Origin of the sequence: Sinomonas cellulolyticus, from assembly GCF_014656475.1 — a bacterium.
In the GTDB taxonomy this organism is placed as follows: domain Bacteria; phylum Actinomycetota; class Actinomycetes; order Actinomycetales; family Micrococcaceae; genus Sinomonas; species Sinomonas cellulolyticus.
The window spans coordinates 131,957-144,491 of sequence record NZ_BNCM01000007.1 but is presented as its reverse complement, the minus strand read 5'-3'; the positions used below and the strand labels follow the sequence as shown (position 1 = coordinate 144,491).

Here is a 12,535-nt window from a genome sequence, read left to right as displayed (position 1 = left end):
GCGGGCAGCTGGGCCGCTAAGGCGTCACGGTGACGCTTCCGACCATGCCCATGTCGTCATGGAACTCGCAGAGGTAGTTCCACGTGCCGGGCGCCGTGAACGTAACTGGGAAAGTTACGGGCCCGAGGAGGAGCCCGGAGTCAGGAGGCGTAACGCCAGACGGAACCGAGGTGAAGGTCACCGTGTGGGGGACCAGCCCCTGATTCGCGCTCATGTCGAAGGTGACGGTCGTGCCGACGGGCACCGTGTCGATCGACGGGATGAACCGCATCACCATGGCCTGATCATCCATGGCGCCCACGAACACATGCGTCGGCGAGGACTGCGCAAGGGTCTTTCGCCAGAGCTGGTATCCGTCGGCCAAGATCCTGGCCGCGGAGGCGATCCCCTGAGCCGTGTAGTACTGCTGCGGGCGCGGGTAGGCCGTCCCCGTCGGCTGAACGTGGACCATGGCGGACATCATCTGGCCATGGACCACGCAGAAGAACTTGTAGGAGCCCGTCGTGTTGAACGTCAGCTGGTAGGACCTGGCAAAGGGTCCTCCGGTCGCGAGGATCCCCGAGTTACTCCATGACGCGTTCGGATCGAAGACCGGACCGCCAGCCGGCGTGAAGGCATCGGCCTCAAGATTCGCAAGAGATGTCGGCGGCAGTGGCGGCGTGCCATAGCTCACCGTGTGGATCTCGGCGCTGTTCGCGACGAAGTTGACGGTGTCGCCGGAGTTGATCGTGATGTCGTCGGGCAGGAAGCGCATGCCCTGGATGGCCATGTCCGGCGATTGGTTGCCCACGAGGACCGTCCACGTGGTGGGGCTGGTGGAAGCTGGCAGGGCCTGCGCCGGCGCGACGCCGAGCAGTCCGAGGATGAGGGTGACGAGGGCCGTGACGACCAGTGCGGGTGCTCGGAACCGGGTGTGGGATGACAAGGGAACGCTCCTCGGGTGAGGCAGCGGGGCCGGGCTCCTTCCAGCGGGAGCCGTGCCGTGAAGTGCCGGGCGCACCAGACGGCGCAGCCCGGCCACGCGGCGTCGTGCGTTCCCAGCCCGCACTCCGACCGCTTCGACGCCGAGACCGCGCCGAACCAGGGTGCCGTTCCCCTCTTCCCCCAGGAACAACCGCAAGGATAGCCCGCGAGCAACATACGGGAAAGGGCTGCAAGCCCACCCCCTAGAGTGAGTCCATGGCAGAGCAGACCCCCCGCGGCACCATCCTGATCATCAACGGCCCGAACCTGAACCTCCTCGGAACCCGCGAGCCGGAGAAATACGGCACGCACACGCTGGCGGACATCGAGCAGCTGTGCCGCGACGCCGCGACCGCACAGGGACTTGCGGCGGAGTGCTTCCAGTCGAACCACGAGGGCGCCATCGTGGACGCGATCCACGCGGCAAGGACCACGGCGCTCGGGATCGTCCTCAACGCGGGCGCCTACACGCACACGTCGGTAGCCATCCGCGATGCGGTCGCGGCCGTCCAGCTGCCGCTCGTCGAGGTGCACATCACCAACGTGCACGCGCGCGAGCCGTTCCGCCACCACTCGTACCTGAGCGACATCGCCAAGGCAGTCATCGCGGGCGCGGGCGTGCTCGGCTACCGCTTCGCCATCGAGTACCTCGCCGACCTCACCGCCCAACACCGGCCGGTCGAGGTCTAGGCAGCAGGCTACTTGCGCGTGCACACCCCGGAGGCCACCTGCTCGGTGAGGCCGGCGGCCCGTGCGGCGACGGGCGCGAGCTCGTCCATCGTGATGGCGTAGCCGACGTTCGCCGTGGAGTCGCTCTTGGCGAACACCACGCCGGTCACGTGCCCGTCGAGGGTCAGGAGCGGGCCCCCGGAGTTGCCCTGCTGGACGTTGCCTGAGATCTGGTACACCTGCTTGGGCACCTCGTTGGCGCCGTAGATGTCGGGGGCGAGCACCGTCGTCGTGCCCTGGATGACGGCGGGCCGCAGCTGGTACGGGCCTCCGAGCGGGTAGCCGCCGAAGGCCGCGGACGTTCCTGCGTGGCTTGTGCCAGTGAGCGGCAGCGGCGCGGCGCGGAGCCCGGACACGGCGATGACGGCGAGGTCGTGGACGGCGTCGAAGTACACGACCCGACCGCTGCGGGCGCCCCCGCCGGGGAGCTCGACGACGGGCTCGGTCACCCCGGCGACGACGTGGGCGTTGGTGATGAGCCTGTCGGGCGCCACGACCCAGCCCGAGCCGGTCTGGTTCTGCCCGCACTGGTATGCGGTGCCCGTGATCCGCAGGATCGACGGCGCGGCGGCGCGCAGCTCGGGCGTGTCCACGGAGTCGGGGACCTTCACCGGCTGGGCGGGGGCTATGCCCTCGATCAGCTTGGGGAGGCCGTCCCCGATGACGTAGGCGCGCAGCGCCGCGGCCTGCTCCTTGACCGGATCCGGGGTTGCGTCGTCGATGCCCCGGATCACAGCGGATCCTGCGATCTGCTGGGTCAGGACGGGGACGCCGATGCTGGAGACCGTGAAGGAGATCATGGAGATCACAAGCGCGGCGACGACAACGCTCACGAGGCCGCCCAGGCCGCGGTCGACGGCGGTGGCCCCCTTCCAGCGGATGCCGCGCCGGACGCGGTGGCCGAGTGCCGAGCCAGCAGCGTTGCCCGCCGCCATGAGGAGGATGGCCGTGACGATGATGCCCGCAGCACGCCACCCGCTGTCCGAGAGCCAGCCGCTCACGATCGGCACCGCGAAGAATGCCGCAATCCCTCCGGCCACGAAACCGAGGATTCCTCCGAGGCTCACCACGAACCCGGCCCGGATCCCGTTGAGCAGGTAGCCCACGAGGACGAGCATGAGGAGGATGTCCAGCAGGTTCACCCGAGGAGTCTATCGGCGCCCGCTGGTCCCCGACTGGGAGCCAGCTCGGGCGGGAATTCGGGGATCGCGAATGTGTCGCATGCCAAGTTCGTCACAAAACCGTCCCAGCATCTGAAACAATGGCCCAAGCGCAAGCATGTGAACGCCACTGACACTAGGAGAATGAATTGGACCTCGAGGTACTGCGCCGCGCGCCCCTTTTCGCCACACTGGATGACGAAGGCTTCCGCCTGCTCACCGACGAGCTGACGGAAGTCGACCTCTCGCGTGGGGCGTCGGTCTTCCGGGAAGGCGATCAGGGCGACCAGCTCTACTTCATCGTCTCCGGGAAGGTCAAGCTGGGCCGCACGTCGCCGGACGGGCGGGAGTCCCTCGTGGCGATCCTCGGTCCGGGCGAGCTGTTCGGCGAGATGGCCCTCTTCGACCCGGCCCCGCGCAACGCGACGGCAACCGCGGTCTCGGAGACCCGCCTCGCCGGGCTGAAGAACGAGGCCCTCGTCGCGCTGCTCCGCTCGCGTCCGGAGGTCTCGGCCCAGCTGCTGCAGGCCCTCGCCCGCCGCCTGCGCCGCACGAACGACTCCCTCTCGGACCTCGTCTTCTCGGACGTGCCGGGGCGCGTCGCGAAGGCGCTCCTGGACCTCGCCGACCGGTTCGGCCGCCCCGCGACGGACGGCGTGCTCGTGGCCCACGAGCTCACGCAGGAGGAGCTGGCGCAGCTCGTGGGCGCTTCCCGAGAGACGGTGAACAAGGCACTCGCCGAGTTCGTCCAGCGCGGCTGGATCCGTCTGGAGGCGCGCGCCGTCGTCATCCTCGACATGCAGCGCCTGCGCCAGCGCTCGCGCTGACGCCGCCCGGCGCTCACTCATGGAGCTGAGCGCCGTCGGAACCACGAAGAGCCGGGCCCCCGCGGGGCCCGGCTCTTGTGCTGTGTCCAGTGGGTCTGGCGGTCGGTCAGGGCTCGACGACGCGCAGCGCCTCGGTGGGCGGCGCGACGGCGCCGGGCGCCTCCACCTCGAGGAAGAGCTGGCCCTTCTCCTCGACCAGCTCGGCCCGGTACAGGTGGTTGCTCCGCTTGATGCTCAGGTAGGCGATGCAGCCCTTGGCCTTGGCCATCTTGGCGAGGATGATCTCGGTGGCGGGCACGAGGAGCTCGGGGAGCGCGAGGCCGCGCGTGTCGGGCTGGCCCACCTCGTCGCCGAGCGCGCTGGTCTCGCGGCCTGCGACCACCTTGGCCGCACTGACCCACTGGCCCCACACGCCCTTGCTGGGCAGGAGGGTGGGCGCTTGGCCCACCGGGAGCGTCGCGGCGAAGTAGCGGGTGTCGAAGCGCCGGTGCGCGAACTCGGGGGTCACCCAGTGCACGAGCGAGCGGAGGAGGTCGGTCCGGAGTCCGAGGCCCCGCTTGGACAGGAGGTCCGCGAAGCCGATCTCCTGGTTTGCGAGCGCCTCGCGGGCGCGGGTCCAGTCCGCGGTGCTGGTCCCCTCGACCACCACCGACTCGTCAGAGCCCGCGAGCAGCACTCCGGTCTCCTCGAAGAGCTCCCGGATGGCGGCGACGACGTGCACGCGCGCGAGCGCGTAGTCATCGGTTCCGAGGAGCTCGGCCCACTGCCCCACTGAGGGGCCGAACCAGTCGAACGAGTCCTGGTCGGTGTTCTCGACCGAGCCGCCCGGGAAGGCGACGACACCGAGCGGGGAGTCGCCGGTGCGGTAGGTCAGCCAGGTCTCAGTGCCGTCGGGCGCGTCGCGCACGAGGGCGACTGTCGAGGCCAGACGCGGCTTGCGGGGCGCGTGGTCCGCCTCCTCGAGCCAACTGCGGGCGGCACCCTGGAGGTGCCGGGGAAGGGTGAAGCGGCGCTTATACGAAGTCGGCAATCAACTCAACCTCCACTGGCGCGTCAAGCGGCAGGACCGCGACGCCGACGGCCGAGCGGGCGTGGGTCCCCGCCTCGCCGAAGATGGTGCCGAGCAGCTCGGAGGCGCCGTTGACGACCCCGGGCTGGCCCGTGAACTGCGGGTCGGAGGCCACGAAGCCCACGACCTTGACGATCCGCGTGATGCGGTCAAGATCTCCGATCTGGGCCTTGACCGCGGCGAGCGCGTTGATGATGCACACCTGCGCGTACTTCTTGGCGTCCTCGGCGCTGACCTCGGCCCCCACCTTGCCGGTCGCCGGCAGCTGGCCGGAGACGAACGGCAGCTGGCCGGAGGTGTAGACGGTGGTGCCGGTGACGACGGCGGGCACGTACGCGGCGACGGGCGCGGCGACCTCGGGCAGGCTCAGGCCCAGCTCGGCGAGGCGGCGCTCGACGGCGCCCCCCACCTCGGTCCGGGACGTCCCCTGCCCTGCGTGGTCCTGGCTCATGCCTGCTTCTCCCTCTTCATGTACGCGACGAGTCCGTTTCCGCCCGGGCCGGGCACCACCTGGACGAGCTCCCAGCCGTCCTCTCCCCACTGGTCGAGGATCTGTTTGGTGGCGTGCACGATGAGGGGCACGGTGGCGTATTCCCAAGCGGTCATGAGGCCAGATTAGTCCCTCCCGGTAGACTGGCCCACATGGCGTCTGGCAACAACCCTGTCTTTGACACGGCCACCACCTTGGGCAAAATCCTCGCATTCCTTGGAGTGAGTGCGATCTGCGGCGTGCTCGTCGCCGGGCTCATGGTGCCCGCGGCGGCGGTCACGGGCAGCGCGGCAAACGGCTCAGTGCAGTTCTTCGACAGCCTGCCGAGCGAGCTCACGGTGGAGCCCCCGGGGCAGGTCACGAAGGTCCTTGCGGCGGACGGGTCGCAGATCGCCACGCTGTTCGCCGAGAACCGCACGAAGGTCCCGCTGGACCAGATGTCCCCGTACATCAAGGACGGCATCGTCGCTATCGAGGACTACCGCTTCTACGACCACGGCGGCGTCGACACGACCGGCATCCTGCGCGCACTCGCGGCGAACCTCCGGGGCAGCAAGCAGGGTGCCTCGACGCTCACGCAGCAGTACGTGAACAACGTCATCAACGAGAACCTCGTCGCCGAGGGCAAGGACGACGAGGTGCTGCTCAACGGCCTGAACAAGGGCGTGGGAGACAAGCTGCGCGAGATGAAGCTCGCGATCGCGCTCGAGAAGAAGTACAGCAAGGACCAGATCCTCGAGGGCTACCTCAACATCGTGTTCTTCAACGCCAACGCCTATGGCATTCAGGCCGCGAGCCAGTACTTCTTCTCGGTGAATGCGAAGGACCTCACCCTCCCGCAGGCCGCGCTCCTCGCCGGCCTCGTGAACAGCCCGTCGGTCTACGATCCGATCGCCCACCCGGACAACGCGAAGAAGCGCCGGGACCTCGTGCTCGACGCCATGCTCGAGCACGGCAAGATCAACCAGAAGCAGCACGATGACGCCGTCGCGACACCCGTGCAGACGAAGGTGAACCCGCCGAAGCAGGGCTGCCAGTACGCCCCGACGGCCCAGTACTTCTGCGACTACGTGATCCACCAGGTGCTCAACGACCCGGCCTTCGGCGCCGACGAGAAGGAGCGCCTCGCCAAGGTGGTCCGCGGCGGCCTGACGATCAAGACGACGCTGGACCCGCGCCTCCAGGCCCCTGCGCAGGAGCAGGTCGATGCGACCGCCGGAGACAATCAGCTCAAATGGGCTGCGTCCCTCGTGACGGTCCAGCCGGGCACCGGCAAGATTGTGGCGATGGCCCAGAACTCGAGGATGCTCGAGGGGCAGGGCTCAGGATTCGTCACGTCCTACAACGTGAACGTGGACCGTAACGACCCGTCCGGCAATCCGCTCGGCGGCGCCGGCGGCATGCAGCCCGGTTCGACCATGAAGCCCGTGACGCTGACCGCATGGCTGAACGAGGGCAAGTCGACCAACGCCATCGTCAACGCCGCCCAGCGCCGCTACCCGAAGAGCTTCCCGTGGAAGACGACATGCGAACCCGTGGTGGGCTGGTACGACGACACCGTGCAGGGCTCCACCGATCTCCAGAATGACGAGCCCAACTGGTACCGCCCCATGAGCGTGCGCGAGGGCATCTACCAGTCGATCAACACGGCCACGTTCGCATCGGCGGCCGCGCTGAACGACTTCTGCGACATCCAGCGCGCAGCGGACGCCCTGGGAATGCACGACGGCGAGGGCGGCGGAAAGAAGCTCGACCTCCACATCCTCGGCAACCTGCTCGGCGGCATGAACGTAGCGCCTCTGACGATGGCGAATGCGTTCGCCACCTTCGCCGCGAACGGCACCTACTGCACCCCCATCTCCATCACGGAGGTCACGGATGTGCAGGGCAAGAAGATCGGCGGCCAGGCCCCCACCTGCCAGCAGAATGCCATCAAGCCCGACGTCGCCAAGGCGGCCACGAACGTGCTCCAGGACGTCCTCACCAAGGGTTCGGGGTACAACATCAAGGACGCCGCCGGCAACACGATCAAGCTCCCCTACCCCGACGCCGCGAAGACCGGTACGAACAACTTCAACAACCAGACCTGGGTCGTCGGCTACACGAAGGGTCTCGCCACGGCGTCGTTCTTCGGGGAAGCCCTCAAGGATCCGTACTCGGCCGCCTATGGCCGCGACATCAAGATCAACGGCAGGTTCTACAAGTCGGTAGACGGCGCGTTCATTGCCGGTCCACAGTGGGCCTACTACATGCAGAAGGCTGCTCCGCTGTACGAGCACGGGGACTTCGACGCTCCGCCGCAGAACCTCATCACGGGCGGCTCCTCGACGCCGTCGGCCTCTGTCCCGCCGCAGCAGAACCAGCAGCAGAGCCAGCAGCAACAGCAGAACCAGAGCCAGCAGCAACAGCAGCCTCAGCCGGCGCCCCCGGTAGCCCCCGCGCCCCAGCCCGTCGCTCCGAGCGGGAACGGCAAGGGGAAGGGCAACGGCTGACCCGGTGACTGCTCTGGGAACGGCGGCCCGGCGGGCCGCCCTGATCGCTGGGCTCGGCGCGAGTGCCGGCATCGCGGCGGCCGCGTACGGATGGTGGGAGAAGGACCAGTTCACCCTGCGCGAGGAGAGCCTCCCGATCCTGCCCGCGGGTTCGCGGCCGCTGCGTGTCCTGCACCTGAGCGACATCCACTTCGTGCCCGGCCAGACGGCCAAGGTCCGCTGGCTCGCAGGACTGGCCAGCCTCGAGCCGGACCTCGTGGTCAACACCGGCGACAACCTCAGCCACCCCGGGGCCGTCCTGCCGCTCCTTGACGCACTCGCGCCACTCCTGCGGTTCCCGGGGGTCTTCGTGCCCGGCTCCAACGACTACTACGCGCCCGTGCGGAGCAACCCCGCGGGCTATCTCCTCGGTCCATCCAACCGGAAGTCTGTCCCACGTCGGGTGGAGCTCGACTGGCGCAGGCTCTTCACGGGCTTCGGCACGGCGGGCTGGATCAATCTGACCAACCGCTCCCAACCTCTGGAGCTCAATGGAGTGCGCCTCGACTTCTCAGGCGTAGATGATCCGCACCTGAAGCGGGAGCGCTATGCAGATTGGCCCGCGGAAGCAGCCGATGCGGGCAAGCCCAACCTCAAAGTCGCCGTCATCCACGCGCCCTACCAGCGCGTCCTGGACCACTTCACGGACGCGGGCGCCGAGCTCATGCTCGCCGGCCATACCCACGGCGGGCAGGTCTGCCTGCCGTTCTATGGAGCGCTCGTCTCCAACTGCGACCTGCCCACATGGCGGGCCAAGGGCCTCACCGAGTGGGAGCACGGGGGGCGGACGGTCCCGCTCAACGTCTCGGGGGGCATCGGAACGTCCCGCTACGCCCCGATCCGCATCGCGTGCCGGCCGGAGGCTGTCCTCCTGACGCTCACGCCCCGCCCGGCGTAGGGTAGTTGCCACAGCTAACTACCCCCTGTGAGGTGTGACCATCGGCATGCCGCAGACCCAGCCCGGCTCGACCCCCTACTGGGCATCGATCGCCCGGCTGGGCCCGCTCGTGCGGCCCATCGTGCCGCGCCTGCTCATGGGCCTCGTCGTGGCTCTCGCGGCCTCGGCCCTCGCACTCGCCGTCCCGCAGGTCCTGCGCCTCGTCATCGATGACCTCGCCGGAAGCGGAACCCAGCCCTCGGCCGTGTGGGGAGCAGCCGGCGTCGTGCTCCTCCTCGGCGTGCTCGAGGCGAGCATGATCTACCTGCGCCGCGTCCTCGTCATCGAGCCGAGCATCACGCTCGAGCGGCAGATGCGCGTGGCCCTCTACGACCACCTCCAGGACCTGCCCGTGGCGTTCCACGACCGCTGGGGCTCGGGGCAGCTCCTCTCGCGCTCCATCGCGGACCTCAGCTTCCTGCGGCGCTGGCTCGCGTTCGGGGCGATCTTCCTCGTCGTCTCCGTCAGCACCGTGGCGCTCGGCGTGGTGCTGCTGTTCACGCTCGCATGGCAGCTCGCGCTCATCTTCCTGGCCGCGGCGCTGCCGATCATGGTCTACGGGGCGATCTTCCGGCGGCGGTTCTCCCGGGCCACCCGCAGGAGCCAGGACCAGGCCGGCGACCTCGCCACCACCGTCGAGGAGTCCGTCCACGGAATCCGCGTTCTCAAGGCGTTCGGCCGCTCCCGCGAGGCTCTCGAGGGCTTCACGGAGCAGGCGCAGCAGCTGCGCGAGACCGAGGTGGCCAAGTCGCGCCACCAGGCCATCTTCAGCCTCGTGGTGACGCTCCTGCCCGAGCTCGCGCTCGGCGTCGGGCTCATGGTCGGCCTCTGGCTCGCGGCGACGGGCCAGCTGAGCATCGGCTCCCTCGCGGCGTTCTTCGCCACAGCCGCCGCGGTTGCCCAGCCCGTCGAGGCGAGCGGCATGCTCGTGGGCATGGCGCTGACGGCCAAGACCGCCGTGGACCGGCACTTCGAGGTCATGGACGCCCGCAGCGCCATCACCGACCCGGCGGCTCCGCGCCATCTGGCACAGCCGCGCGGCGCCCTCGCCTTCCGGGACGTGCGGTTCGCCTTCAACGCCCCGGAGGCCGCAGCCGCGCCCGGCCCGGGCAGAGCCGCGCACGACGGCGCCAGGCCGCCTCGCACAGGCAGCGCACCGGAGCCGGTCCCGCGGGAGGTGCTCCGCGGCGTCACCCTGGCCATCCGCCCCGGCGAGACGATGGCCCTCGTCGGCGCGACCGGCTCGGGCAAGAGCACCCTCCTGCAGCTTGTCCCGCGCCTGTACGACGTCACGGGCGGAGCCGTGGAGATCGACGGAGTGGACATCCGGCAGCTGCCCCTCGCCGAACTGCGGCGGCTCGTCGCGGTCGCGTTCGAGGACACGACCCTCTTCTCCTCCTCCGTGCGGGAGAACGTCCTGCTCGGCGCCCCCGTGGAGGACGGCCCCGAGGCGCAGTCGCTGCTGGAGGAGGCCCTCGACGTCGCGCAGGCACAGTTCGCGCACTCCCTCCCCGACGGCCTGGGCACCAGGATCGGCGAAGAGGGGCTGAGCCTGTCCGGCGGCCAGCGGCAGCGCATCGCCCTCGCCCGCGCCATCGCCGCGCGCCCGGCGGTGCTCGTCCTCGACGACCCGCTTTCCGCCCTCGACGTCGCCACCGAGGAACGCGTCTCGGCTCGCCTCGGAGAGGCCCTCGCGCGCACGACGACGCTCATCGTGGCCCACCGCCCCTCGACCGTGGCCCTCGCGGACCGGGTCGCGCTGCTGCGCCACGGAGTGGTCGAGGACGTCGGCACCCACGCTGAGCTGCTCGAACGAAGCGAGCACTACCGCTGGATCATCGCGAGCCTGCCCGAGGAGCCACGGGACCTCGACAGGGACCATGAACCCGATCTGGACGACGTGCTCTCGGAGGAGGCCGGATGAGCCAGCCTGCGCTCGGAACCCGCGGCGAGGACGCGGTCGACCTCACGCGCGAGGCGAGCCGCGCCGTCCGGCGTCGCTCGCTCTGGCTGCTGGGCGACCTCCTCCGGCCGGTGCGCGGACGCCTCTGGGCCACGCTCGCGATGGTGGTCGTCTCGCAGGCGACCCGCGCTGCCGGGCCGGCGATCATCGCGTTCGGGATCGACCGCGCGCTGCCCGCGCTCGCCTCCGGCGATCCGCGGCTCACGTGGCTCGTGGGCGCCGGATACCTCGCCGCGGCGCTCACGACGGCGCTGCTCACCGCCGCCTACGTGACCTCGACCGCCCGGCTGAGCCAGACCATGCTGCTGGACCTGCGGGTGCGGGTGTTCCGGCACACCCAGCGGCTGAGCCTGGACTTCCATGAGACGTACACGTCGGGGCGGATCATCTCGCGGCAGACCTCGGACCTCGAGGCGCTGCGCGAGCTGCTCGACTCGGGCGTGAGCTCGCTCGCCTCGGGGCTGCTGTTCATGGCCTTCACGGCGATCACCGTGTTCGCGCTCGACTGGCCGTCCGGGCTCATCATGCTCGCCGCTGCGGTGCCGATGACCCTCCTCGCGCGGTGGTACCAGGTCAGGTCGCAGCGTGCGTTCCGTGCCTCCCGGGTGGTGTCGGCGCGGCTGATCGTGCACTTCGTCGAGACGATGACGGGCATCCGCGCGGTCAAGGCGTTCCGGAAGGAGCGGGCCAACAGCGCCGAGTACGGCGCCCTCGCGGACGACTACGCCGCCGCGACGCAGCGCTCGGTGATGCTCAACGGCATCTTCCAGCCGGGCCTCGTGCTCACGGGGAACGTGACGGTGGCGGCGATCCTCCTCGTGGCGGCGTTCAGGGTCCTCGAGGGGAGCCTTGCGGTCGGCGTGCTGCTCGCCGTTGTGCTCTCCACGAAGCGCTTCTTCAGCCCGCTCGAGACCATCGCGATGTTCTACAACTCGTTCCAGAGCGCCCAGGCGGCCCTCGAGAAGGTCTCCGGGCTGCTCGAGGAGGTCCCCACGGTCCAGCCGCCCCGGAATCCGACCCCGCTGCCCGCGGCCCGCGGGGACGTGGCGTTCGAATCGGTAACGTTCTCCTACGCGTCCGGGCCCGAGGTGCTGCCGGAGTTCACGCTACGGATCCCGGCGGGCCAGACTGTGGCCCTGGTCGGGGCGACCGGGGCGGGCAAGTCGACGCTCGCCAAGCTCGTGGCCCGGTTCTATGACCCCACCTCCGGAGCGGTGACGCTCGACGGCGTGGACCTCCGCAGGCTCTCGACGCGGGACCTCCGGCGCGCGGTGGTCATGGTCACGCAGGAGGCGTTCCTGTTCTCGGGCTCCGTGGCGGACAACATCGCGCTAGGCCGCCCCGCGGCGTCCCGGGAGGAGATCGAGGCTGCGGCCCGGGCTGTCGGGGCCCATGAGTTCATCTCCGCCCTGCCCGAGGGGTACGACACCGACGTCACCAAGCGCGGCGGCCGGGTCTCCGCGGGCCAGCGGCAGCTCATCTCCTTCGCCCGCGCGGTCCTCGCGAGCCCCGCGGTGCTCATCCTCGACGAGGCCACGAGTTCGCTGGACATCCCGTCGGAGCGGCTCGTGCAGGCCGGTCTCGCGAAGCTCCTCGGCGCCCCCGGCACCGTGGGCACCGCCGGGGCCGCGGCCGCATCGCACGACGGCGCGGACGAGGCTCGCGCGCGGACGCGCACGGCGATCATCATCGCCCACCGGCTCTCGACCGTGGAGATCGCCGATCGGGTCCTCGTGGTGGACGGCGGCCGGATTGTCGAGGACGGAACGCCGGCCGAGCTGCTGGCTGGCGGCGGCCGATTCGCCGCCCTGCACGGGGCGTGGAAGGACACGCTCGTGTAGGCCCGAACCCCCTGCTCGATTTCCT

11 protein-coding genes are annotated in these 12,535 nt (G+C 69.8%); 6 read left to right on the top strand and 5 right to left on the bottom strand.

Annotated elements, in window-relative coordinates:
- Nucleotides 1-16 precede the first annotated feature (16 nt).
- Nucleotides 17-925: a cupredoxin domain-containing protein gene (locus IE231_RS10875; protein WP_189693986.1), complete on the bottom strand. Its 909-nt coding sequence runs from the start codon at nucleotides 923-925 to the stop codon at nucleotides 17-19.
- 254 nt (nucleotides 926-1,179) lie between these two features.
- On the opposite strand from IE231_RS10875, the gene aroQ reads away from it, so the two are divergent.
- Nucleotides 1,180-1,653, top strand: coding sequence for a type II 3-dehydroquinate dehydratase (gene aroQ, locus IE231_RS10870; RefSeq protein ID WP_189693985.1), 474 nt, complete (start codon nucleotides 1,180-1,182; stop codon nucleotides 1,651-1,653).
- A gap of 8 nt (nucleotides 1,654-1,661) precedes the next feature.
- Here aroQ and IE231_RS10865 read toward each other — a convergent pair whose 3' ends face one another.
- Nucleotides 1,662-2,834 carry a MarP family serine protease gene (locus tag IE231_RS10865; protein WP_255430089.1) on the bottom strand — a complete coding sequence of 391 codons (1,173 nt, stop codon included), beginning with the start codon at nucleotides 2,832-2,834 and terminating at the stop codon, nucleotides 1,662-1,664.
- Between the two features lie 167 nt (nucleotides 2,835-3,001).
- Between IE231_RS10865 and IE231_RS10860 the strand changes: the two genes are divergently transcribed.
- Entirely contained in the window at nucleotides 3,002-3,679 is a 678-nt protein-coding gene (locus IE231_RS10860) for a Crp/Fnr family transcriptional regulator (RefSeq protein ID WP_066500145.1), read from the top strand.
- 106 nt (nucleotides 3,680-3,785) lie between these two features.
- Here the strand turns inward: IE231_RS10860 and IE231_RS10855 are convergent, their stop codons facing one another.
- Genes IE231_RS10855 through sp36 form a run of 3 tightly spaced genes read right to left on the bottom strand, consistent with a single transcriptional unit; the run spans nucleotide 3,786 to nucleotide 5,354 of the window.
- Nucleotides 3,786-4,709, bottom strand: coding sequence for an NUDIX hydrolase (locus IE231_RS10855; RefSeq protein WP_189693984.1), 924 nt, complete (start codon nucleotides 4,707-4,709; stop codon nucleotides 3,786-3,788).
- Nucleotides 4,693-5,199, bottom strand: a complete 507-nt coding sequence (locus tag IE231_RS10850; RefSeq protein WP_189693983.1) for a RidA family protein — start codon at nucleotides 5,197-5,199, stop codon at nucleotides 4,693-4,695. Before IE231_RS10850 ends, IE231_RS10855 begins: the two co-directional genes overlap by 17 nt.
- A complete protein-coding gene (gene sp36, locus IE231_RS10845; RefSeq protein WP_084249599.1) occupies nucleotides 5,196-5,354 on the bottom strand; it encodes a Sp36 family protein in 159 nt (52 codons plus the stop codon). Before sp36 ends, IE231_RS10850 begins: the two co-directional genes overlap by 4 nt.
- Before the next feature lie 36 nt (nucleotides 5,355-5,390).
- On the opposite strand from sp36, the gene IE231_RS10840 reads away from it, so the two are divergent.
- The 4 genes from IE231_RS10840 to IE231_RS10825 are packed head-to-tail and all read left to right on the top strand — an operon-like array spanning nucleotide 5,391 to nucleotide 12,510.
- A complete protein-coding gene (locus IE231_RS10840) occupies nucleotides 5,391-7,730 on the top strand; it encodes a transglycosylase domain-containing protein (RefSeq protein ID WP_189693982.1) in 2,340 nt (779 codons plus the stop codon).
- 4 nt (nucleotides 7,731-7,734) lie between these two features.
- Nucleotides 7,735-8,667, top strand: a complete 933-nt coding sequence (locus tag IE231_RS10835) for a metallophosphoesterase (RefSeq protein WP_189693981.1) — start codon at nucleotides 7,735-7,737, stop codon at nucleotides 8,665-8,667.
- A gap of 46 nt (nucleotides 8,668-8,713) precedes the next feature.
- Nucleotides 8,714-10,630: an ABC transporter ATP-binding protein gene (locus IE231_RS10830; RefSeq protein WP_189693980.1), complete on the top strand. Its 1,917-nt coding sequence runs from the start codon at nucleotides 8,714-8,716 to the stop codon at nucleotides 10,628-10,630.
- The gene (locus IE231_RS10825) at nucleotides 10,627-12,510 is read left to right on the top strand and encodes an ABC transporter ATP-binding protein (protein WP_189693979.1); all 1,884 of its coding nucleotides are present in this window, start codon (nucleotides 10,627-10,629) and stop codon (nucleotides 12,508-12,510) included. The genes IE231_RS10830 and IE231_RS10825 overlap by 4 nt, the downstream gene beginning before the upstream one ends.
- Nucleotides 12,511-12,535 lie beyond the last annotated feature (25 nt).

Excerpts from the sequence above, each read along its gene's own strand:
- IE231_RS10830 (WP_189693980.1), top strand. The coding sequence starts at position 8,714 with ATGCCGCAGACCCAGCCCGGCTCGACCCCCTACTGGGCATCGATCGCC.
- IE231_RS10825 (WP_189693979.1), top strand. The coding sequence starts at position 10,627 with ATGAGCCAGCCTGCGCTCGGAACCCGCGGCGAGGACGCGGTCGACCTC.
- IE231_RS10850 (WP_189693983.1), bottom strand. The coding sequence starts at position 5,199 with ATGAGCCAGGACCACGCAGGGCAGGGGACGTCCCGGACCGAGGTGGGG.
- aroQ (WP_189693985.1), top strand. The coding sequence starts at position 1,180 with ATGGCAGAGCAGACCCCCCGCGGCACCATCCTGATCATCAACGGCCCG.
- IE231_RS10840 (WP_189693982.1), top strand. The coding sequence starts at position 5,391 with ATGGCGTCTGGCAACAACCCTGTCTTTGACACGGCCACCACCTTGGGC.
- sp36 (WP_084249599.1), bottom strand. The coding sequence starts at position 5,354 with ATGACCGCTTGGGAATACGCCACCGTGCCCCTCATCGTGCACGCCACC.